17 protein-coding genes are annotated in these 24,046 nt (G+C 40.5%); 10 read left to right on the top strand and 7 right to left on the bottom strand.

Features of this window, described 5'->3' with window-relative positions:
- Nucleotides 1–194 precede the first annotated feature (194 nt).
- The 3 genes from C2869_RS22080 to C2869_RS22070 form a co-directional block, all read right to left on the bottom strand.
- Nucleotides 195–1,436: a glycoside hydrolase family 88/105 protein gene (locus C2869_RS22080; RefSeq protein ID WP_108605230.1), complete on the bottom strand. Its 1,242-nt coding sequence runs from the start codon at nucleotides 1,434–1,436 to the stop codon at nucleotides 195–197.
- Nucleotides 1,437–1,494: 58 nt separating this feature from the next.
- Nucleotides 1,495–2,574, bottom strand: a complete 1,080-nt coding sequence (locus C2869_RS22075) for an Ldh family oxidoreductase (protein WP_108605229.1) — start codon at nucleotides 2,572–2,574, stop codon at nucleotides 1,495–1,497.
- A 182-nt stretch (nucleotides 2,575–2,756) separates the two neighbouring features.
- The gene (locus C2869_RS22070) at nucleotides 2,757–3,983 is read right to left on the bottom strand and encodes a glycoside hydrolase family 88/105 protein (protein WP_108605228.1); all 1,227 of its coding nucleotides are present in this window, start codon (nucleotides 3,981–3,983) and stop codon (nucleotides 2,757–2,759) included.
- A gap of 661 nt (nucleotides 3,984–4,644) precedes the next feature.
- On the opposite strand from C2869_RS22070, the gene C2869_RS22065 reads away from it, so the two are divergent.
- From C2869_RS22065 to C2869_RS22045, 5 genes are all read left to right on the top strand, one after another.
- Nucleotides 4,645–6,984, top strand: a complete 2,340-nt coding sequence (locus C2869_RS22065; protein ID WP_108605227.1) for a DUF1549 and DUF1553 domain-containing protein — start codon at nucleotides 4,645–4,647, stop codon at nucleotides 6,982–6,984.
- A gap of 123 nt (nucleotides 6,985–7,107) precedes the next feature.
- Nucleotides 7,108–8,556: a DUF1501 domain-containing protein gene (locus C2869_RS22060; RefSeq protein ID WP_108605226.1), complete on the top strand. Its 1,449-nt coding sequence runs from the start codon at nucleotides 7,108–7,110 to the stop codon at nucleotides 8,554–8,556.
- Nucleotides 8,557–8,577: 21 nt separating this feature from the next.
- Entirely contained in the window at nucleotides 8,578–9,003 is a 426-nt protein-coding gene (locus C2869_RS22055) for a hypothetical protein (RefSeq protein WP_108605225.1), read from the top strand.
- Nucleotides 9,004–9,365: 362 nt separating this feature from the next.
- The gene (locus C2869_RS22050) at nucleotides 9,366–9,857 is read left to right on the top strand and encodes a c-type cytochrome (protein WP_108605224.1); all 492 of its coding nucleotides are present in this window, start codon (nucleotides 9,366–9,368) and stop codon (nucleotides 9,855–9,857) included.
- Nucleotides 9,830–10,594: a cytochrome b/b6 domain-containing protein gene (locus C2869_RS22045; RefSeq protein WP_108605223.1), complete on the top strand. Its 765-nt coding sequence runs from the start codon at nucleotides 9,830–9,832 to the stop codon at nucleotides 10,592–10,594. The genes C2869_RS22050 and C2869_RS22045 overlap by 28 nt, the downstream gene beginning before the upstream one ends.
- 19 nt (nucleotides 10,595–10,613) lie before the next feature.
- On the opposite strand, the gene C2869_RS22040 is transcribed toward C2869_RS22045, so the two are convergent.
- Nucleotides 10,614–11,336 carry a LamG domain-containing protein gene (locus tag C2869_RS22040; RefSeq protein ID WP_108605222.1) on the bottom strand — a complete coding sequence of 241 codons (723 nt, stop codon included), beginning with the start codon at nucleotides 11,334–11,336 and terminating at the stop codon, nucleotides 10,614–10,616.
- Between the two features lie 245 nt (nucleotides 11,337–11,581).
- Here C2869_RS22040 and C2869_RS22035 point away from each other — a divergent pair, with 245 nt between their 5' ends.
- Complete coding sequence (locus C2869_RS22035) at nucleotides 11,582–13,606, top strand: TonB-dependent receptor plug domain-containing protein (protein WP_108605221.1); 2,025 nt, start codon at nucleotides 11,582–11,584, stop codon at nucleotides 13,604–13,606.
- 416 nt (nucleotides 13,607–14,022) lie between these two features.
- Here C2869_RS22035 and C2869_RS22030 read toward each other — a convergent pair whose 3' ends face one another.
- Together C2869_RS22030 and C2869_RS22025 are read right to left on the bottom strand one after the other, a co-directional pair.
- Nucleotides 14,023–18,228, bottom strand: a complete 4,206-nt coding sequence (locus tag C2869_RS22030; protein WP_199915709.1) for a pectate lyase family protein — start codon at nucleotides 18,226–18,228, stop codon at nucleotides 14,023–14,025.
- Nucleotides 18,229–18,722: 494 nt separating this feature from the next.
- Nucleotides 18,723–19,817, bottom strand: a complete 1,095-nt coding sequence (locus C2869_RS22025) for a hypothetical protein (protein WP_108605220.1) — start codon at nucleotides 19,815–19,817, stop codon at nucleotides 18,723–18,725.
- A 474-nt stretch (nucleotides 19,818–20,291) separates the two neighbouring features.
- On the opposite strand from C2869_RS22025, the gene C2869_RS22020 reads away from it, so the two are divergent.
- A complete protein-coding gene (locus C2869_RS22020) occupies nucleotides 20,292–20,744 on the top strand; it encodes a hypothetical protein (protein WP_159084285.1) in 453 nt (150 codons plus the stop codon).
- Nucleotides 20,744–21,082, top strand: a complete 339-nt coding sequence (locus tag C2869_RS22015) for a type II toxin-antitoxin system YafO family toxin (RefSeq protein WP_159084284.1) — start codon at nucleotides 20,744–20,746, stop codon at nucleotides 21,080–21,082. The genes C2869_RS22020 and C2869_RS22015 overlap by 1 nt, the downstream gene beginning before the upstream one ends.
- A 22-nt stretch (nucleotides 21,083–21,104) precedes the next feature.
- Here C2869_RS22015 and C2869_RS22010 read toward each other — a convergent pair whose 3' ends face one another.
- On the bottom strand, nucleotides 21,105–21,266 hold the full coding sequence (locus C2869_RS22010; protein WP_159084283.1) for a hypothetical protein: 162 nt from the start codon (nucleotides 21,264–21,266) through the stop codon (nucleotides 21,105–21,107).
- A 347-nt stretch (nucleotides 21,267–21,613) separates the two neighbouring features.
- Between C2869_RS22010 and C2869_RS22005 the strand changes: the two genes are divergently transcribed.
- Both C2869_RS22005 and C2869_RS22000 read left to right on the top strand, forming a co-directional pair.
- Nucleotides 21,614–22,096: an SWIM zinc finger family protein gene (locus C2869_RS22005; RefSeq protein WP_108605216.1), complete on the top strand. Its 483-nt coding sequence runs from the start codon at nucleotides 21,614–21,616 to the stop codon at nucleotides 22,094–22,096.
- Between the two features lie 758 nt (nucleotides 22,097–22,854).
- The gene (locus C2869_RS22000; RefSeq protein ID WP_108605215.1) at nucleotides 22,855–23,760 is read left to right on the top strand and encodes a DNA replication terminus site-binding protein; all 906 of its coding nucleotides are present in this window, start codon (nucleotides 22,855–22,857) and stop codon (nucleotides 23,758–23,760) included.
- Nucleotides 23,761–24,046: the final 286 nt, after the last annotated feature.

Below are 24,046 nucleotides of genomic sequence, written 5' to 3'. Positions count from 1 at the left end.
AGTTCCAGTTTATTATTATTGGCGTTAAGCCAGTTTGTAGTGGATTTGAACTCATCTGAGCATATTGTCTTGAATTAGCTGACTTCGAGACGCTCAGTTATTAGATATTAACGGTTTTGTTCAATGAATCTGCATTTTAAAGCACCTAAGGTACGAAACCTTAGGTGTTTTTTTGTAGTTTCAGGTTTAAGGGGTTATCTTCCTAGTTCAACACTAGCAAGAATGAATGCGCCCACACCGTGAGGATCATTGGTTCTTACTGCTTCTTGAACATAATACTCAAACGAACCTGAGCGGTACGGTGAGTTACCTAGCCCCGTGCCACCAACGGTATGCGTTAAATGTAATTCATGGTTGAGGTCATCTATTTGCACATAGCCGTTAATGATGCCGTCGTAGGCTTTTTGCGCGACTTTGTCATATTTCTTCGGCAAGTAGCCTAATCTGACGCCTTTCGCCATCGCATAACTAAACATGGCTGTACCGGATGTTTCTAAATAATTGCCAAAGCGCTCGGCTTTATCCGTGACTTGATACCACAAACCACTTTCATGCTGATATTTGACAAGAGCTTGACAAAGGCGCTCAAGCATTGCGACGAGTTCTGCCCTGTCTTTATGGTTTTCAGGAAAAACTTCCAAGGTATCAACCAACGCCATGGCATACCAGCCTAACGCACGTGACCAAACATGTGGTGATTTACCCGAATCATCGGCCCATTTTTGAATACCACTTTCATCCCAAGCATGAGCTAGCAAGCCGGTTTCGGGTAGATAGGTTTTTTCTTCCACCAGTTTAAACTGGTGGGCTATGTCGTCGTAAGACGCTTGTGGCTCACTAAAGTGTTTGGCGTATATAGCCCAAAATGTACTGCCCATATACAGACCATCTAACCACATTTGATATGGGTAGATTTTCTTATGCCAGAATCCACCTGATTTAGTTCTAGGCTGCCACTCAATTTGCGAACGTAATTTTTTTAACGCTTTTAAGTAACGTTCGTCACGGTATTTTTCATAAAGGGTAAATAGCAGCTTACCACCATTTAGCATATCTAAGCTGAACTTATCGCCTTTAACATTTTTTATATTGCCTTCAGCGTCGACTAAGGTGTCTACATATTCTTTACCGTATTCTAAATAGGTTTCGTCGCCGGTTTTTTGGTAAATGTGTTGAAAAGACATCAAAACTAACCCATAGGTGTAATCCCATTTCGGTGACGAAAGTAGTTTGTAATGCATCATTTTCCAAGCTTCTGGACTTTGTTGCATAACGGTAAGCGCCATGCGCTCGCCCCAAGTTTTATCTGTGGGTATTTGTGTGACTCGCGGCTCATTATTGTCTAACGCGTGGCTTTCTATCGCTACTAGAGGTAGGCATAAACTGGCAGCAACAAGGGTACGCTGCACGACTTTTACAATTGGTTTTATTTTCATCAATATCACCTTTATTGTTGATGAGGTTTATATTCTAAATAATAAGGTTGTTTGTTAACTAGGTATGCGCAACGGCCTGCATACCTTCATTGGTTACACATTCACTTGTTAGGCTTATTCCTAGCTTTTGCAGCGCCAAAACCGTGTCGCTATGAATGGGTATTTTGTGTTTATTGCGTTGCTGTGCTTGCCAGCCTCTGGAGCCTGGCAAACGGAATGACGGCGCTTGGGCATTTAATTGTTGATTAAAATGATGACCGGCCAACGTAAAGTTATTCAGTGGTGTAATAGCCGGCACATGGATAGCAATAAATGTTTTGCTAGAGTTGGCATCAACCCCTTTTTGTCCTGTTGGATTAAGCTCAACGCCTGTTTTGCCATTGGCCAGTATCGCGGTTAAATACTCGAGCATCACTGCCAAGCTTTCACCTTTATAGCCCGCCATGGGAAGTACTGCGCCATTCAGAATTTTTTCGGGATCGGTCGTGGGGTTACCTTGTTCGTCGACCCCCCAATTATCAGGTACTTTTTGTCCCTCTCGTTTCGCTGTGGCTACTTTGCCAACCGATGATTGAGACATGGCCATATCTAAAGTGATAGGGCATTCGTTATGTTGAGCGGGGGCGGCAAAGCCTATTGGATTGTTGCCAATTATTGCTGAATGAGAATTACCAAGCGTCATTGAGGGTAGGGCATTTGTTGCACAAATTGCCATGCAGCCTTGTTTCGCGGCTCTTGCTGCATAAGCATGAGCTCTGCCCCAGTGCGTTGTATTTTGTGCGACACATAATCCGATACCGAATTTTTTGGCGTTTTTTATCGCAATATTCATCGCGTACAAAGATGACGCACGGCCTAAGCCATTGTGACAATCAATGACTGAACAGGCTGCTTGGTTATGTTTGAGTTCAGGTTTAGCTTTGGGATTGATGACTCCAGAATGAATACCTTGCGCAATTAAGCTCAGCATTTTTATTCCGTGCGATGGCACTTCTTGTAAATCGGCTTCGAGCATTAACTCAGTTTCTTGCTCTGCATCAGCTAAGCCAGCTCCCCAATTTTGTAAGGCAATAGTCACTTTAGAGAAGACTAAATCGTAATCAAAATATCGATTATCTGTTGTGGCTACATCAGGCATTCTAAGGTCTCAATGTCTACTTATATCCTACCTAGTGGTTGAGTTTATTAACCATTTATCTCTAGGTATTTTGTCCATTTCCAGGGTGTTTTCGAATCATTCTATTAACCCCTGCTTAACATTTCTATCAATATACACACAAATGCTACCGGTGGCAATATGGTGTTTGTGTATTAATATTTTTAGTACATTTCCATTTCAGCTGCCGCCAACAAGAGTGACATGTAACCATGAAAGTGTTGTTTGCCTGACTGTACCGGTATTTCAGTAGGCCGAATAGCAATGTATGCGCTAAAGTCTTTTTGTATTCCCATTCCCGGCGCGACTGAGGTTACTTTAAATAATCCATCTTTACTTTTTGTTATATAACTTTGCATGGCTAACCAACCTTTTTCCGCCACCATTTTTGCTTTCCTGCCAAGTATGCCTATGCGCTGCCCTTTACGTAATGCGGTCACGATCAGGCCTGTTCCAGCAAATTCGGGATAGTTACCTTGGGTATTTACTTGGTCTAAAACATGAAACCACATGCCAGTATGCGAGTCTTGGTACTGCATAAGTCCAGCGGCTAATTGGATAAAGTAGTGTTTTAGCGTAGGGTAATCAGGGTGGCTTGGCGGTAATATTTCCAGTATGTCGACTAAAGCCATTGCATACCAACCCGTTGCCCGACTCCAGTGCTGCGACGCTAAACCCGTTTCAGGATCAGCCCAAACTTTGTCTTTGCTTGCATTCCAGCCATGCCAAGGTAACTTTTTAACGGGAGAAAATGTTTTTTCACTAACCAGTCGTACTTGTTGAGTCGCGGTGTTAATGGCAACACTATCATTTGTGATCAAGCCATATCGCAGTAAAAATGGATAAGCCATAAACGTACCGCTTAAGCTCACCACATTTTTGTATTTATCAACATTTTTATGCCAGTAGATACCATTGCTGGTTTTGCCTATTGCGGGTGCTTGCTCACCATCACCCAATAAAAAATTCCGTAACTGTTTAGCTGCGTATAAGTAATTGGCATTGCCACTTTGCTCGTAAAGAAAAAGCAGCAATATACCTGGGTGAATACTATCGAGAGACGGACTTAGTCCAATAATATTTGCTTGCGCGTCTAACTGGCTGTCGATATAGCGCTGAATATAGTTAATGTATTTTTGATTATTATTTTGCAAGTGAACACGTGCTAGCGCTTGCAATATTACGCTGTTGTTATTGCTCCAGTTTTTGTTAGTGAGCGAGCTAATATTGGGTTGATAATGCTGTATGAGAGCTTCACTAAATGTATAGCTAAACTTATTATTATGTTGGCTATAAGCACTGCAACAGAAAAACAGTATTACAAAAAATAAAGAAGATTGATAACCGAGCTGTTTAAATTGAAGTTTAAATTTTAGTTTTGTTTTAATCATTTTTAACCTTGAAAAATTAAGTGAAATCCATTCAGTTAATCTTGCACATTAAGCGGCACTAAATATTTATTTTATACTCTACATATAAATGCTACCGGTAGCAATTAATAATCCCCTGATCATAAAAATGAAATAATCAAAGCGTAAAACGCAGAGTCAGATAACTCAGATTTATTGGGTTTAGCGAAAATTATCTTATTCGCCAACAGCCGATATTGGTCATTTATATGAATGCTGTTCATTGTTTTTACTTTGTTTAAATTATTGATATTTAATAGTTATTTTATTTTCATGGTTGTTTTAAATAGACTTAATTTAATTTCTTTGTTGTTTTTTAAATTCTTTAGATATAACATTTAAATAAATAAGGGGTTTGATTGTAGTTTATTTGCTACCGGTGGCATTTGTGTTGGGTGTCAGTGGGGTTTTGGTGGATAGTTTGGCGTGGATGATTAATTGTCTTCTCGGTCAGATTACTGGTAAATGACAAGATAAGTCGGAAATTTCGGACTTATCTCTTTCGTATAAACTTTCATATGAGCAAAATTTTATCGTTAAACATTTGTTGTTAATTGTTTTGTTGGTGCAGGCTAGGCGCCTGTAAATAATGCGCTGACAAAGGCAGTTTTCAATGAAGTTAAATTTAATAAGGACTAAATAAATGCAAATTTGGCGTTTGGTTATTTCGCTAACATTAGGCTTTATTTTTTGTTTACCCGCATTTGTAACGAGTGCGCAAGAGCAGACTAAAAATGCAAAAGCAAAGTCAGCTTTGGCAAAATACAAGGCTAAAAAAAATCGGGGGTGGGCTTATAAAAAAGTTAAAAATTTCAGCCCGCCTAATGTCAAAGATCAAGCGTGGGCTATTTCAGACATTGATTATTTTATATTAAAAAAATTAGAAGATAAGCAGATTGCGCCTTCAACTGACGCCGAAAAATATCAGTTTATTAGACGGGCAACACTTGATTCCTGGGGAATGGTACCAACACCCGAAGAGGTTACAGCCTTTCAAAATGACACATCGGCTCAAGCCTACGAAAACCTGGTGGATAGACTTTTATCATCACCGCGTTTTGGTGTTAGGCAAGCAAAACGCTGGTTAGATTTGGCGCGTTACGCAGATAGTGCTGGTTATGAAAGTGATGATACTCGAGCCAATATGTGGCGCTATCGCGATTACGTAGTCGATGCTTTTAATCAGGATAAACCCTTTGACCAATTTATTCTTGAGCAATTAGCTGGTGACGAGCTGTGGCCTGAAAACCAACAAGCTATGATTGCGACAGGATTTCTCGCAAGTGCGCCTGATAGTGGTACATTTCGTGATTTTTTGATGCGAAAGTATGTACTAGAAACCGATATGACAAACATGGTAGGGGAAACCTTACTTGCATCGCGTGTTGGCTGTGCAAGATGCCATGACCACAAATTTGACGATATTAGTCAAAAAGAATACTTTCAGTTGCAATCTTTTTTTGTTAATTCAGCGGCGCATGAAGAGTTGCTAGTCCGTCCTGGTACAGAAACTCAATGGGACATTGAGTACCAAAAACAACAAGCTATCTATGATGACGCTACACTTGCTATTCGCAAACAACAAACGGCAATATTGGATCAAATTCGCGAGGAAGGCTTTGCCTGGCGTCGAGGGCGTTATTTCCCAAATGCCAGAGCATCAATCTATAAGCCGCAAGAGCAATGGACACCACTTGATCGTTGGGTTAATCAAAGAGCTGACTTTGTTGAAGTTGATGCGCAAATTATGCGTTATTTACGCGCGACTCAAACAGAGGAACATGCGGCTTACAAGCCAATTTATGCGGGGTTATGGAAAGAGTATCAAAAGCTGCAAGCCAAAGTGGATGAGTTTAAGCATCTTAAGCCGAAAAGAGGTTCAAAATATTACACCGCAATATCTGATGTGGGCGCGGAACCTGGCAAAACTTACATTCGATACAGTGGCATACATGAGCGCCCAACAGATGCGGTGGACCCTGCGATCCCAGCACTTTGGGACAAAAATGCCCAATTAGATATTCAACCTACTGCAAGTTCTACTGGACGGCGCACAGCATTAGCTCAGTGGATAGCAAGCTCAGACAATCCGCTTACTGCTCGGGTGTTTGTTAATCGGATTTGGTCGCATTACTTTGAACGAGGTATTGCAGCAAATGTTGGCGATTTTGGTAGAGCGGGTTCACCACCGACTCATCCTAAATTACTGGACTATCTTGCTTATCATTTTATGGAAAATGGCTGGAGTGTTAAGTCATTGACACGTCAGATTATGTTGTCGCGTACTTACCGACAATCATCGGTAGAAAGACCTGAATTAAGTCGTCTTGATCCGAAAAATGAATTGCTTGCGGTTTATCCACGAAAGCGCTTAGATGCTGAACAGATCCGTGATTCTTTGTTATATGTGTCAGGGTTGCTTGATGAAACCTATGGCGGCCCTGCTGTTTTCCCCAAAATGCCTGAACATATGGTTAAAGGGAATAAATTTTGGGAAGCTAACGCGCCGGAATCAGATAGTAAACGCCGCAGTATTTATACCTTTGTGCGCCGAGGTTTACCTTATGCCTTTACTTCTGTATTTGATGCAGCAGAAGCCAATAACCCACATTTAAAGAGAGACGTAAGTACAACCCCTCTGCAAGCCTTAGCGGTATTAAACAGTGAGGAAGTATTTAGCTGGTCACAATCGTTAGCGGGCCGCATCATCAATGATGTGGGATTTAAAGGGAACGATAAGCTTAATCGTTTGTACGAAATTCTTTTTGCACGACAGCCTTCGCGAGCTGAATTAAACCAACTCAATCAGTTTTTAGCCAAGCAAGAATCGATCGTTATGGAAAAAAGCTGGTCTGATCAATTTGCTATTGCTGTCCCTACTGGTGTCGCCGCCGTGACTAAACTTAATCCAATAAAAGCATCGGCTTTTGTCGATTTAGTGCATGCCATGTCTAATTCAAATGAGTTTGTTTATCGGTTTTAGCCAAGCACATTAGCCTAGATCTTTTGGCCTAGATCTTGTGATAAATAAGGCCATGAACTGTTTAACAACGGGCGAACCTTAACAATATTCGCCATACAAAATTGACAATAATAGAGATGATTTATGAATAAAAATCGCCGAAGTTTTATTAAAAACAGTAGCCTAGGGTTAGGGGCTGCGGCTACATCCAGTTTATTGACTGGGGGTGGTTTACCGGGCATGTCAGCTGCTTATGCATCTGAGTTGGCCGATCCTCTAGCACCAAAAAAACCACACTATCCAGGTAAAGTTAAATCCGTTATTTGGTTACATCAAAATGGTGCGCCTAGTTCGATGGATTTGTTTGACCGCAAACCTATGTTAGAAAAAATGGCAGGGCAAACTATCCCGCCGTCATTTCTTGAAGGGTTAACAGTGGCGACAAAAGGTGGCTTAGGCACTTTGTGGGTTGATAAAAATCGTACGTGGAAGCAATACGGTGAAAGCGGAGCTTGGTTTTCTGATTTACTGCCTAACTTGGCGCAGCACGCAGATGATATGACTTTCATTAAGTCGAGTAAAACCATAGGCGCAACGCACAATATTTCCATTATTAAATTGAATACAGGGGAGCTAACACCTGGCAGACCGTCGTTAGGTGCTTGGGTGTCTTATGCTTTGGGTTCGGGTAACCCTGACTTACCTTCGTATATTGTTATGTACAATCGTAGTCAGCCACGAGGTGGCCCTGTTAATTGGAGTTCAGGTTTTTTACCGGCAGCGTATCAAGGAACGACCTTTTTATCGGGCTCGTCACCCATTCTGTTCTTAGATAGGCCTGATTTAGTTTCGGCAACTCAGCAAAAAAATTCACTTGCCTTGTTGAGAGATCTCGATATTAAGGGTTTAGCTCAAAGGCATTCTGACAGCGAACTGCAGGCGAGGATCCGCTCTTATGAACTCGCAGAGCGAATGCAATATGCGGCGCCAGAAGCTGTCGATTTAAGTAAAGAGTCTGAAGCGACGAAAGAGATGTATGGGTTAAATGACCCAACCAGTAAGGGGTATGGCAACTTGTTGTTAAGAGCCCGACGTTTAGTCGAGCGCGGCGTTAAATTTATCCATATTGTTAGTGGTAGCCCAGAAGGTGAAACCAAGGTCGTTGATTGGGATGCTCATGCCAATTTACCACGCAATCACGGCATTATGGCTAAGATGGTCGATAAACCCATTGCAGGTCTGTTAACAGATTTAAAAGCAAGAGGGTTACTCGATACCACTTTAGTGGTTTGGGCATCTGAGTTTGGCCGTACACCTTGGGGTGAGTCTGGTAACGGGCGAGATCACAACCCATGGGGCTATACACAATGGATGGCCGGTGGTGGCCTTAAAAAAGGCTTTAGCTATGGTGAAACAGATGAGTTAGGGCTAAAAGTGGCCGACCCAAGCTTTGCTGTTGATACCTATGACGTGCATGCCACTGTTTTGCATTTACTCGGGTTAGATCATTTACGAACAACCTATGTGCACAATGGTCGAGCTGAACGCCCTACGGTTAACTTTGGCAAAATAGTGACTGATATTTTAGCCTAGTCGATACAACAGGATTGAAAAATGAATATAAAAACACAACTTTGTGGTTTGCCAAAAATACGCCGCTTGCCGCTTATTTTGTTTGGTTTATGCTGCGGATTAGTTTTTAGCTTGAATGCGAAAAGCCCACCTGCTGATTTAGCTATCGATATCGATTTAATGAATTTTATGGAAGAAACAAATGATAGTTTAACGTCGAATATTGCGTTAAAAAATCGCGATGGCGCGTTGGATGATGCGCGTTTATTAAACGAGTTATTTATCTTGCTTGAAGAACATTTTATTGAGTTAGGCGATCACCCTGAAGGCTTGCAACTCGCTAAGAAAAGCACAGCGCTGACAATCAAGTTAAATGATGAAATAACCTCAGGTAACTATAAATTAGCCACGCAATTAGGCATTAATTTATCTAATACCTGCAAATCATGTCATGAGAAGTTCAAATAAGCACTTTTGTATTGGAGTTCTAGTGTTATTTCCAGAAAGAAATGATTAGTTCAAAGCTAAGCGAGAATAAAAAATTGAACTAATGTAGGTCGCCGTTCGCTGTTCCAGACAGTTGACGGCATTCCCTACATCCATGTAGGTCGAAATTTATTTCGACAATAGCAGCAAAGCTGCTACTGGCTTGGTTTCTAGGGGCGATATTGCCTAATATCTATAACCATTGTCGAGGCGAGCCTCGACCTACAACAGACTCAAGGAAAAGGCACTAGGTTAAGGCAACAAATCACAACCGGTTAACTATTACGTGATGGTTTATAACAACATTTAAGCCAGCTGTAACAATAAAAAATACACAACAAACAATGAAAAAAACTAATCTTTTTACATCTTATTTTTATCTATCTTTGGGCTTGGCCGCTTTATTTGTCGCGAGTGTTAGTCAAGCCAAGTCGCCGCGGTCACTCGCTGGCTTAAGTATGATAAAGGAACGCCAAGCGGTTTTTGTTTTAATCCAAAGTAATTTTAAATTTTTAGGTGATGTTGCGCGCAATAAAGTCGAGGCGTCACCGCAAGAAATTGCCAAGCATGCCAATCGTTTAGCCTATTTTAGTCAACTGCTAAATGAGACTTTTCATCCTGTGTCTAATCTGGGTGAGCCACATACTAAAACCACAGAAAACGTTTGGCGTGAAGCCAATGCGTTTAACGAAATGCTGACAGATTTTCAGCGTAATACCCAACAATTAGCCTTGGTTGCCACTGCTGAAAACTTTGAGCAAAAGCGCTTTCGACAGGCAACGGGCCAATTAGCGAAAGACTGCAAAGCATGTCACAAACAATACAAAGTCAAATAAACCAGCGGGAAGGGGGCAAGCCAATGCAATGTCAACAAGCTCAACATAGTAAAGCCAATAAAATTGAACCTCGCGGTGTATTGGTTTGGGATCTACCTGTTCGGGTCACTCATTGGCTGCTGGTTGTCATGATGATAATTGCCTATGCCACCCATTTATTAGGATATGACTACTATGAATATCATATTTGGTCAGGCTACAGTGTTTGTGTACTAGTGATGTTTCGCATGATTTGGGGCATTGTGGGTACTCAGCATGCTCGTTTTATTAATTTTATTAAAGGGCCTAAAAGTACATACAATTACGTACGCACTTTAGGGAAAAAAGAAAACCCTAGCTATGTTGGTCATAACCCTTTAGGGGCCTTGATGGTTGTTTTTTTACTGGGTGGGTTACTCATGCAATCCATTACCGGGCTTTTTGCCAATGATGAAGTGTTTAATGTAGGGCCTTTTTATCTGTACATAAATGAGGATCTAAGTCTGCAGTTGACCTCACTCCACAGGCAAGTGTTTTATTGGATAGTGGCCGCTGTAGTGCTGCACATACTTGCAGTGCTATTACACAGAGTGTTAAAAGGAGAAAAGTTAGTTAACGCCATGATAACGGGTAGAAAGTTGCTTAATGTGTATACAGAGCACAAAGTAACAGGTATACCCTCTTCTAAACTAAAATTAGCTTTGGCCGTTTTATTGGTAGTTACATTGACCTTTTCCAGTCTTATTTGGCTAGCTTAATCTATTGGGGCAGAGCCCCCTAATGGTTGATAAACTCTGTTGGGTCGATGGCTTTATGGGTAAAACGAATTTTCGCTATCGCCCCATCAAACCAATGTATTGAATTTAATCTTGCGCCAATTGAAGTTTGCGCAGATTTAGCAATGGGTTTGTAGGTTATAATGCCTTCCAATTCTTTGTTGCCGTTGACATAAGTAGTAAATTGCTGGTTTTTGTAAGTAATTGCAACATGAAACCATTGATTGACAGGATGCACTAAGGTTTCATTGACCAAGGTGAGTTTGCCGTCTTCCGATTTGATAAACGCATCTAAATACCACTCTTGGTGCTGATTTAATCTCATCTCCATGGTGACTCTACGATCTGGGTTTTCTGGACTTTCTATGTGTAAAAACCTTGGCGCATTATTTAATGGGTAAGCGTTATTAGGGTGAACAATGGCTTCGATTGTGAATTCTTTAGCATCGATAATAGGGTTGTTTTCGACCACGAGTCTATCGTCATTACCATCAAACTGCAGTGCTGTGCCAACAGGGGTATCAATAACCAAGGGTTGACCTTCAACAGCGATGTTTAATTGTTTATTAAACGTGGCTGTAGTTAAGTTCCAATCTTCAACATAATACGCCTCAGAATTAATGACATGTGAATTTGCTTGCTCGGCAAAATTGGCGCATGAACTGGTGATTAAACCTATTACTAGGGTAATCATGCTGTAGCCGAGTTTAATTTTATTATTCATCTGACTGACTAATTTCCTTTTTTCATTAACTTAAATTATTATCATCACTTTAAAAATGCTACCGGTAGCAATAATAGGTTGAGATAAGGGAAATTACAAGTGAGCACAAAAGCGCGTTGATAAGTTAGAGTAAAGTCTATCTTAATCTCAAAACCGATCACTGTGACGATGTAAAGTGAATTCGCATTGCCGAAATTGCCGACTATGATTAGTAGGGTCTACTCTTGCTGATTGGAGTATGTAGTATGTTGGCGCGTTGGTTAAGTTGTTTTTTTATTTTCACCACGTTTAACGCTTGGTCAATTGACGATATTTACGCGTTATCAATTGAGCAATTATTAGATGTATCGGTGACTAGTACGTCTTTCTTCAAACAATCTTATACTGAAAGTGCCAGTAGTGTTTCTGTGCGCCAGCAACATCAATGGCAACAAATGGGGGTGCGCAATGTTGGTGAGCTACTCAATACATTGCCAGCAACGGTGGCTCCCCAAGCACACGGAAAATCACGAGTCGTCGCGGTAAGGGGGTACTTTAATTATTCAATTGACTCTGGTGTTGCCACCTTAATTGACGGTGTGCCTATTAACGTTCAGCGCTTTGGCACAGGGATGCAGGCGATAGATGGCTTTGATTTGACCACATTAGAGAGTGTGGAAATGATCCGCGGTCCAGGCTCGGCATTACATGGCCCCGATGCTTTTCATGGTGTTGTTGCATTAAATACCTTAGCACATGGTGATACTGGCGCATCTGTCACTTTTGATATTGGTCAAGAAGACTATTCGCTTATGTCATTAAATGCTCATATGAGTCAAGGTAATCATCAACTGACTTTGGCTGCAAGTGAACGGGTGATTGGTGATCAAAACCTGAGATATCCTTATTTTGATACAGATAGCCAACAACTGGCTTTTTCAGCTCGGCGGAATCAACTCGATAATCATAATTTACTGCTTAAGTACACTTATCAATACTCATCTAATACTTCGATTAACGGTTTGGCTTATTCATTGGACTTAGATGCCCAGCAATTGCAGGGACTAGGGCGGCAACTTGGTGCTGACACCATGCAAGACAAAGATTGGAGCGATTATTCGGCACAACTAGATTTGGTGCGACTTGGCTTAAACCATTATGTGAATGCGCAAAATGAAATTTCTTTTTCAGGTTATTATTGGCAATATCATGATGTTGAAAAAATGGATTTTCGAGACATAGATTTTATCGGGTACGCGACTCACGGCTATCGGCAAGAGCATAATTGGGGTTTACAGTTGGTTAATCGTTATACTCCCAGCAACCAACATAAAGTCGCATTGGGTTACGAGTATCATGCAGCGAAAAACGATTTAAGTGACGGCCATCGAATATTTCCAAATGACCAATTGGTTATTAATCGCTTAGCCCAACATGGTGTCAGCAATGATGTGCATAGTTTGATTGTTGATGGCAGTTGGTTTTTTAGTGCTAGGTTAAATCAAGCGAGTCATATTGCATATAGCGCGCGAGTGGATGAAATTTCCGGCTTTGGCACACAATTGAGTCCGCGTCTTGGTTTTTTTCAGCCGTTAAACACGAACCATTTAGTCAAAGTGTTATTTAGCCGCTCTTATCGTAAACCGACGAGTTACGAGATTTACGGCTCTGGTAGTGTGGCGGAAAATAGCCAAGTGAAACCAGAGCAGTTAACGAACTTAGAATTGGTTTGGCAAATGACAGACACAAACCATTTAACCTCTTTATCTGTTTTTCGTAATCGTTGGACAAATTCGATCCGCGGTGTGAGATTAGCGCAAGCAATTGATGGTAAAGACTTTCAGTTTCAAAATGCCACTCATAATCAAGCATGGGGGCTGGAGCTAGAGTCTAAGGTCAATTGGCAACAATTCGATATTGAGGCAAATGCCTCGTATATCGTTAGTAAAAACACCGAAACCAATGAAGAATACCGAGCGTTTCCTGATTGGTTAGTTAACCTTGGTTTGGGGTATTATTTCAATCCACAATGGCGCAGCCATGTTTTATTGCGTTATCAGCATAGGAATACGGATAGTACGCCAGCGTTTGCAAATCCCCAACCTGAACAAAATATTGATTTTATACGGGTCGATTTGATGACCGGTTGGGTTGGCGAAAAAGTGGAAGTCAGCGCGGCAATTCGTAATGTATTTAATCGTACCAATACCATGCCAGCTTACTTTGATCGATTAGCTGGCTCACCTGGTAATCGGCGTAACGTTTCACTGTCGGCTAAATTTAAGTTTTAACCTTGAACTTGAAAAGCTTGATTTCACTGTGAAACTAAGCCTAGTTCATCGGCATAATCGTTGTGAGCGGTTGAGTTTATAACCACTTGCTAATTTGTAGGGGCGATTTCACATCGACAAGCCTTGTGCTAGCCGAAATAAATTTTGCCCTATCAATGGAGCCTGTGTTTAATTTTGCACGTTTTTCCACTGATATTGTTAATAACAACAAGCTCAACCTATCATCATTTTAGTTTTGCAGTATGAGTCGCTTTTTCCCAACTTATAGAAAAAGGATGGTCGTCTTGGGCTGTCGTTCTTATATTGGTAAATATGGGGTGGAAAAGGGGATGTGAATAGGTGTCAGGGCCATAGGCCAATTTCATTGCGAAATTGAGCCTAAAACCCTGTTTATATTATTTATTTTTTAGTTAAATTTACTGACAGCTCGTAGGTGCTGCCGCAATGATGTTGCCGTAACCTTGAGTATAGGTTGATACCCAAGGTGTTAAGCCACCTTTACCGGCTGTTGCCATAACATAGTTACGTAAGTCACTGCCGACACTGATCAAGTTGGCATTGATGGTATCTTGTGAAGCTGAGCCATACTCGCCAAACATGTTACGCACACTGCCGACATTAATATCAACCGAAGCTGATGCGCCAGACGGTGTACAATTTGCGTTTGATTCATAAACATAGCTATTGGTCACTTCTAGGCTACCGTCTCTTACTACGTCACCTAAAATTGCGTCAGCCCAATCGGCTAAATCATCACCTTTTGAGTTGTTAACTGGGTTCATGAATAAGTTGTCTTCAACTAATGCACTACCACCTACACGTACACTCATTAAATCTTTACGATAGCCGTAAAAAACGTTGTTGAACATATGGGTAGAACCACGACGTAATAATGGTACGCGACGCATGGTGTTGTATGAGCTAGCACCAAAGTTTTCGTCTGTGGTAACAAATAAGTTGTTGTGAATTGACGTTGTGATTTGCGAGTTGATGGTACGGCTGTCGCTTGAACCATGCAATGCAGCACGCTTAACGTTAACTAGCTTGTTAAATGATACTGTGATGTCGTAGGCACCCACTTTAACGTCAAATGCCGAGTCACCCGTAGTATCAAAGGTGTTTTGATGGATCCAGATATCGTGTGACTCGCCGGTTGAGCGGATCATATCAGGGTCTAAGTTGTGGTCTTCGGTATGACCAACACCGACAAACTTGTTGTTAGTGATAATCACATTTTCAGACTGGTGAGTCGAAACACCACTTGAATCAGCACCAATTTTAAAACCATTGAAAGTGAAAGTGGCGTTAGCGCCACGGCCATCAATCGTCGTGTTGCTGTCGATCAAATAGTTGCGGATTGGCAAGTTTTTATCATTTAACTCATCATTAAAGAAGGTCAATAAACAGCTTGCGCTTGATACACCTTTAGCCGAACACCAAGCATATGGGTCACGACAAGTGGCTTCATCCACACCTAATGCATCCGTTAATGCGCTATTGCTACAATAAGGGCGATACATCATTAATGCGTATTCATTGGCAAAGTCATCTTTATCAAACACAATCCAGTTGTGTTGTGCAGATGAAATAGCAGCAAGAATTTGATCTTCAGGCTTATCGTTAGTGATCACGACAAGGTTAGATCCGCCCGCTGGGTTATATCCACCGGTGGCATTTTCACCGTAGCCAACAGGTTTACCTAACGAGTTCGCCAAACATTCTACAATTTCTTGATCAGTTTGCAGTGAAGATTCGCGCCAGTTGATATTGTCGTTATTAATAAGCTCTGCACAATCTGCATCTGGGTATACCACTTCAGTGCCGCCGCCAGAAGTCGGAGGCGTTACAGGATCAGTCGGCTCAACCGGATCGGTAGGTTCAACTGGTTCACTTGGCTCACTGCCTCCATTATTACCAAGGCTAATGTAGAATAAATTCATGACATCACCTTTAGTAATGGTGTGGTTACCGGCCGATAGTTGTACGGAAAGTACGCCATTTGATACCGCGTAGTTCGTACCATCAATTTTGACGTTACCACTCTCACCATCATTGAAAACCAGCACCAATTCACCTTCGGCAACAGAGGTGAAAGTGATAGAGGTGCTTGATTCCATTTTTAGCGCTTGAGTTAAGGTTAAGCCGTTGTAGTTAACTGTACCTTTGGAAGATGAAAGGTTACCCGATACGCTGTAGAAACTGCTTGATGATCCTGATTCAGTGAAGTTTAGCACTTCGTTACTTGTATCTGGATCAGGCGTTGGTTCAGGATCTGGTGTTGGTTCCGGATCGGGAGTTGGTTCCGGATCAGGTGTAGGCTCAGGTTCAGGAGTTGGCTCAGGTTCAGGAGTTGGCTCAGGAGAACCATCACCAACTTGGCCGTTACAGTCACCTGCTTCAGGGGCTGCGCCAACAAGGCTTAAGCTATCAATGTTAGCTAAGCCAGCAGAACCTGTGGCTTGTAAACGTACAAAGTTTAAACCTGCACTTAAACTAACGCTAACTTGGCTAGAATCAGTGAAGTTTGCCCATGCACCAGAAGCGGGTAGTGATAGGTTTCCTTCTAAAGTGTCGTTGACTATGATGGCAGCAGGGCGATCATCTGTCGCACCATTTGCGTAACGCGCACTAAGTTGGTATTCGCCAGCAGAAGGTACGGTAATAGCATAGTTAATACCAGTACCTGTTGCATTGTCGGTATTAGCAAAACCTACACCGGTATAACCACTGTGGTTGTTGTCAATGCTGCCTTCGACCGAACAAAAGCCATTGGCGTTTTCTTCAATAGTTAAACTAGAGACTGAAGTGATAACGTTAGCCTGTACCGCGCTAGAGTTATAGGTATTACCATCGTTACCGGTAATTTTCACGGAGTAGTAATATGTACCATCTGCAACACCATAGTCGGTGAATGAGTTACCCGTTACACCTGAAGCAATTCTTACACGACCATTTAAATCGGCATCAGTATCGCGATAGATTTGTTGGCCAGAGATATTGGCAATATCAGTTGTAGACCAAGTTACCGTCACATCGCTAGCATTGATACTCGTTGCTGCTGCTACTTCACCTGTATCAGGTACTGGTTCAGGATCTGGAGTTGGCTCTGGCGCAGGCTCGCTGTTAGCGTAAGCTAGGCTCATATAATACAGGTTCATCGTGTCACCTTTGGTGATCGAATGACTGCCTGCGGGTAAATCAACCGTCAACAATCCGTTAGAAACAGCGTGGTTAGTACCATTGATTTTAATGTTGCCGCCTTGACCATCGTTGAATACAAGTACCAATTGACCGTCTTCAACTGAGTTAAAGGTGATTGAGGTGCTAGATTCAATTTTCAACGCTTGCGTTAAGGTTAAACCATTATAGTTAACCGTGCCTTTTGACGATGAAAGGTTGCCTGAAATAGTAAAGAAATCACTCGAAGTGCCCGATTCAGTAATATTTAATACTTCATCGCCGTCAGGTGCTGGTACGGGATCTGGATCCGGTGTTGGATCAGGGTCTGGCGTCGGGTCCGGATCAGGTACTGGCTCTGGGTTGGTAATAGTACATGAACCGTCAGATACCGCTAAACCTGTGTTTGCCCCCGCAATGCTGCTTAACATATTAGGTAAACAATCGGCACCATCTAAACTGTAGCCATAAGGAATGTTAACTGAGGTAGTGGAAACTACGTTTGGACCTGCTGGGTGGTTATCGTCGGCGTCAGCAGTCCAGACAACGCTGTCGGTAAATGTGTTGCCGCTGACATCCCAATAACCCATGTCATTGGTGTAGAACGTACCTAATGGATCTTTAGCGTTGGTAAAGTAGTTATTTTCTACTTTCATTTCGCCACCAACGCGAACATTAATACCCGACTTGTTGATGCCGTTAAAATAGTTGTTATAGCTATGACCAATACGCCCACGCATTAATGGCGCACGTGAATCGATATTTTCATAAACGTTATGGTGATAAGTGACTGGACCATTTTCTGTATCGCTTGAGCTGGAACCCACTAGGCCACCACGACCCGAATTGCGTAAAATACTATACGATAGCGTGACATATTTTGTGTCGGCTTTCATATCGAATAGGGCATCATAACCGTCAGACTCGCCACCTTGCGCTTCTAAAGTTACGTGGTCAACCCAAACGTTCGATACATTCGATTCCATGCCAATCGCATCACCACCATTTGAGGTAGGAGAACCCGACTTTTTAACATTGCGTACATGTACATTACGAATAATGATGTTGGATGAATTACGGATATGAATACCTAATTCATCAAACAATGCACCGTCGCCAACTCCTATTAGGCTAACATTGCTTATTTCTTTAAGTTCAATAACCCCATCGGCAGTATTACAGCTATCACCAGACACTTTGCTAGTGTTGCCGTGGTTAATTGTGCCTTCAACTTGGATAATTATGGGTGTGTCACTAGAGGCGCGATTACATAGCGCTTCGTGAATTTGTGTACCTGTTGTTGCGTATACAGTGTTGCCACCTTGTCCGCCGGTTGTTCCACCATTTTGCGTGTGGAAACCATTAGCCATGGTTGCATTTGCATAAAGTGCTGTGGCGACTGCCGCGGCGTTGATTGAATACCTAAACAGAGTTTGGGCTTTCATATTTTCACCTTAACTAATAATTATTGTTTATGCTACCGGTAGCATTTACGAAATAGCTACCGGTGGCATTTTGGGTTGTGTTATGTGTTGCTTTGAACAATGTATTTTGCGTATCAACAAAATACATCGCAAATCAGTATATTAATTAAAGAAATATTAATCAAATGTTAAAATGTGTATTTTTTAATTTCCACATCGTTTAAACTTAAAAAGTTTTAAATATCAATTAGTTGTGTTTTCTAATTTTTGTGATGAATTTACGGATTTAGGTTGTTTTGTTAATTTTTTAAAAGGAAGATTAATATTTACGCTTACTATTCGATTGTAGGTTTAAAAATATAAGCCTGATTTTTCTTGCGTTTTTAACTCAATTTTATACAAACAAAGTTGGGGGTATAACTGTTTGAAAATAGAGCGGTTGCATCAATAGAACGACATGTAAAACGTCAATAGCCATAGCCATGATAAATAATTTTTATGTCTTGTTTTGTTGTCTACTGTGTGGCCATCAAGCTTTCCCACTCATCATAAGTGAGGTAGGGATTGTACATATCTTCTAATACCCAGTCAGAGTAATCATCGCGGCTTAGCATTTGGCATTTTTTAACACTCTCCATATCGAGAATTTTTTGCCAGCGTCTTTCTCCTTGTTCAATTTGCAGGAGAAAAGCCGTTAATTTAAGTGCCGCGGGATATAGCTGAGCATATTCTTCACCTTGCCAAGGCTGGTGATGATAAGCGTTTATTAACGTATAGGGATCGATATCTGATTTGAGTTGTGAAAAGTCTAAATCAACCTTATTGAGTAATAGCAAATTAGCTAAATATTGCGCTAACCCTTCGTTCAGCCAGCGTGCGGTATAGCCATAAAAGTGTTGATTTAATCTATGCACCGACTCATGTAACGCTGTGATTTGAGCTTGCTGCGAAGTCTTATAATTAACAAAGGCTAAGTTGGTTGATGAAAAATACACGCCTTGACTGTGCTTACCGTCAAATGATAGTTGATCTAATATTTGTAAATATTCTTCTCGATCACGGATCACAATTAGATAAATGGTAGATGGTTCATACAGCCGAGTGTTTAACTTAAGATGGTAGTATTTCAATATTAATTTGAGCCTATCGATTACATTGGGCCAATACTCTTGACTAATATTGCGTGGAAAAAGGGCTTTTAATGTCAATAAATCATCAACTTGCCATTGTTTAGTTGTGTACTTTTCATCCACGTACGCCCGTTGCAGTAACGTGTTTAACATTTGAGTCGTGTTTTTATCTTTCTCCACTGGGCAATTATTAATAACCTTAAAGTCGGCAAAAAAACGAGGATTTTGCGGTTTTGTGGCTTGGTTTGTATTAGTCATACTGCTGTTGTTATCATCAATTTCAACTGCGGGATTGTCAGCTAACACGGATGGTGTATTTTCTGGATTGACTTGCGTAACGGTAGCGGGGGCTTGAGCTGCCGCTTGATGGGTTTTGTGATAATAAACAAACACGCTTATAGCCAAAACAATAATCAGAAGTATTATTTTGCCTTTGCCAATACTAGTCGAACCGTCGTGGTGGTCCTTGTCGTTTTGCATTGCTGTTGATCCCTAGGTTACTTAACACCCGAATAGTGCCACTATGTGTTTTGCACAGTGTTTATCTTACTCAGTTAATTATGGTCTTATCAGGTTCGATTTTTCTAGTTTTTTCTCGGATGGTGGTGGTTTTCGCAGCCACTAAAAATTATGCATTTTAGTTTAGTGCTTAATTACTTTAGAGGCAGCCTATTATTTTATGGCGATTTCAATTGTGATTGTCTTGAGTCGTATGGTCATCAAATGGTGATTCAATACTAAGTCTAAATACTAAGTGACTGTCTAACCGCAGATAGTCATTCTGTTGCACTAAGATTGAAGTTTGTTGTTTACTTTTGTAAGCGTTAGCTACGTAATGTCTGCTTTATGACAAACAAACACATAAATAGACCCCAATGCCAATATTCTGCGTCTTTTTACTTTTTAAATATCTAGCTATATAATTAACAATTATCTTATGTTCTTGAGTAGATTATGAACTTATCGCTAATCCAAAATACACCTAGCGTAATGAAGTCTTTGATTTCAGATGCTTTGCTGCATCAATCTAAAGCTGAAGTTCTTAAACTGTTCACATGGCTTTTAGCTAATTTAAACGAATATACCTCTCTTATCGTTAACAATATCTCCCCTGGCGAACTGACAGAAGAAGGGTTAAGTGAATTGATTGAGCTATATAGCGAAGCCGCCGATATGTACCATGTGTTAGCGTATAATGAAGAAGATAAAGAAATCAAAGAAGCGTTATTATTTATTGAAAATGCGCTCCTTACAATTCTTCAAGTGTTCAAACATCTACAAAACCCAGAATCAGAACCCGTACTATACACATCAGAAATCAACATACGTACAGCGTCAGAAACGTTTAGCGAATATTGGGACAACTACAATTCAGATGATGAAATTGAATTCGTCGAGGTAGCTTAGTGGAGGTTAAAGTCTTTAAAAACCCAAAGCTCTCACACCCGCTAACCGATATTTACGCCAAAGAAATCAAGAACCTTAAATCAGACAAGAATTATAAGTCATGCCTCTTAGGCAAGGATGCTGATTTTGGGACGCCTCCCAATGCTAAACTAGCTGATGTACGTCATTTTCATATAACCAAGCATTATGCTAGCGATAGCTATGTTATTTATTGCTCAGGTTTTACTAACGCAAATTACTACCTTCTGATAGATGTGATTGAAGAAGATGCACATAAAAAATGTTGGAGCATGACTAAGTATATAGAAGTCGCTGAAAAATTTAGAGCGAAATACTAAATATCTCACCTAACTAAGGCCGCTAATCAACGGCCCGTTTAAGCAAACGTACTTTCTTACTAAATTCAGCTAAATCAATTAACATATAGTCAATGGCAGCAATCTCACGTCTAAAGTTGGCTGATTTAGTGTGTTCAGCCTTTTTATTGTGGATGAGATAGGCTGGATGGTTAATACTGAACATCCTTATATATTTAACATAATTCATATTATTGGTTGTTTTTTGTGGGGGAATTTGAAGTTAGCTGAACTGCTTGGGCAGATTAATGGGAAATATTTGTTTGTAAAATACCTAAGTGCCAAAGGCTAGCTCAACAATGCACATCAACATTTTAGAAACAAGATAAATTGCATTTGCACCACCTGTACGGAAAGGCAGAATCAGCAAAAATATAATTGCTCTCGATAATTATCGTTTCTCATGCACTTAATTCACTTATTTTGGCAAACCACATCCAGCGCGTTTGATAACACAGGAAAAATGTATGTTTGACTTGAACACGCTAAGCCAGGTTAAGCTTAAACTTTAAAATGATCTCGGATAAAGACTGGCAAGCTAATATCGCAAAGCTTTGTCAGTACCCAGGTTGGTTATCTAAGCTCATGCTAAATGAGATCCCTGACTCGATTCAGCAAGGCTTTACCCCGCACTCGTTATTACCCACATCATTTAATGATATTGATGCCAGTTGCACCTGCCCTGATCACGCTAACCCCTGTAAGCATATTGCTGGCGCGTATTATCGTATCGCCGAGCAACTCGATACTAACCCCATGTTGTTATTTCAATTGCGCGGGTTGTCACCACAAGCTTTGCATAAAGCGCTTGCTCAGACAGAACTAGGCCAAGCTTTTGCTGAACACTTAGCGACTAAGCAACAAGTTGATATAGAAATAAGTGATCACAGATACCCAGCATTTGAATGTGACAACACACCATTGGCGGCTAATCAATCCATTAATTTAGCGCAATTTTGGCAAATGAAGCCTGCCACTGAAACGCCTACCAGCTAATGGCTTAGAGCATAACGAGCAATCAACTACGACAGCTGCTGCTTTAATTAAAAAGCAAGGTGATTATCCTGAGTTTTTGCCACGCAGTAACTCGTTTATTGACGCTATGGAAGACATTTATACAGCGGTGCGTAAAAAGAACAATAAGCAGCTTTTTTAAAGTATTTAGTTGTTGTGCTCTTTTACGTAAATGGGTTGAAATTTTTTCACTTTGGCTTAAGAAAATACCTTCGTCATCCTCGTGCCGGCATGGATGCTGGTACTTAAGATTTATCGGCAATAAAAATCTTGTATGCTTACTGCTTGAATATACAAGGTCAAAATTCATTTCGACAAAATTAGCTTAGTTCTAGGCATGTTATTACCTAGGATTTTCTGCCTTTATTGAGATTAAGAAATTTGTTTCTGACATTATTTTAGTGACCCTCTTAATAGTCTGAAACAATCACTTATTAAGCGCATGAGTGTCGTTACTCTGTGTTAAAAACTTAGGCACAGATTTATCCACAGAAATCGGGGATAACTTCTTTTGGTAAACTCGATTTTACTGACTTCAATTATCTCCAATTGGTAGTAACCAAATTAATCAATGTAAATTAGCGAGGGTTATTAATTTATATTGATTAATAACCTTATTACTTCCCAACATACAATCATTTAATTAAAATAGCACACGGAAGAACACTGCTTATAAACGCTAAAATATTTTAAACAGTAGCTAACATAAAAGCTCAAAATAGCATGTTGGGAAGTATGCGATGGATAAGTCGATTGAACTGATCAGCCTTTACAATCAAATTAATGAAAGCGTTAAAACGCTACAAAGCGAGCTTAGCAATTTACAAAGCCACGTTTATAAAATAGGCCAAATAAATACCCACCTGCGTAAACCTGAAATACTGGAACAAGGAAGTATTGATCTCGCGATAACAGCATTAGCTCATTTCAAACTAGAAGCCGGAGAAATCGTCAAACATGTTAATCGCTACCCTGGTGTGGTCACTGTGCAAAGTGATCACCAGTTTGAATCATTAATAAGGCTAATCGAAACGGTTAATCAAACCAAACAAACTATCAGCGACTTTTTAAAAATGAATGGTAAGGCGGGGTATATTTTTGATGACGCTGGGCAAAAAATTTATGCGGCCAATGACCTGCTATTTAAAAGCTTACCTATGGTTAATCAACTTATGTTAACCAGAAAAATCGACTATATTGAGCAGCCGGTTAAACAGTTTTCATACAGTTGGAATATTGATTTTAACCATCAATTTATTAAAGACATTTCCGAGTACTTAAGCAAATTAGGCAACAGAACATTAACCACCCTACCCTTTGGCTTTACCCGCGAAAGTTGGCTGCAACACTTAGCCAGTGTTAAACACAAAATAGATATTGAGCTAGATAAAGGCCACAGCATTAAAGTAATACGCCCCAAACCTATTGAGCCTGTACTGTATGTTACTTTTTATGATGGTTCACCAATTACTATCAAGCCTAAATTACCTGTACTAGTTAAAACCAAGCAACCTATAGAAGCTGTAATTCGACAAAAACTCCCCTCGCCACCTAATCACTCGGAGAAAATGACCAATGGTCGAAAATATACGTATTTACAGCTATGTTCTTATACTCATATATATTCTTGCACTAAAATTAAGTAAGTGCCTACTTAATTGATAATAAAATGTAGTTAATTGGTGAATTATTGACTGTATTCACAACCCTAACTGCCACCACTTTTTTTATTTTTGTAATTTATTGAAATAATTTCGAGGTAATCTTCATAATTGAGAGTTTGTTCGAGTGTTGCTTTTGAGTACACCCAATTCTCAAATTTAGACAATTCGATTTCTTTGGATACCAATTTATAGAAAGTTAATTCGACAGGATGCAAACTTTTAAATCCATGTTGATGCGTTTGTTAGATTTTTATTATACACTTAATTT

The organism is Saccharobesus litoralis, from assembly GCF_003063625.1.
Taxonomy (GTDB): Bacteria; Pseudomonadota; Gammaproteobacteria; order Enterobacterales; family Alteromonadaceae; genus Saccharobesus; species Saccharobesus litoralis.
The sequence above is the reverse complement of the archived record's forward strand: the minus strand, read 5'-3'. Positions and strand labels throughout refer to the sequence as shown.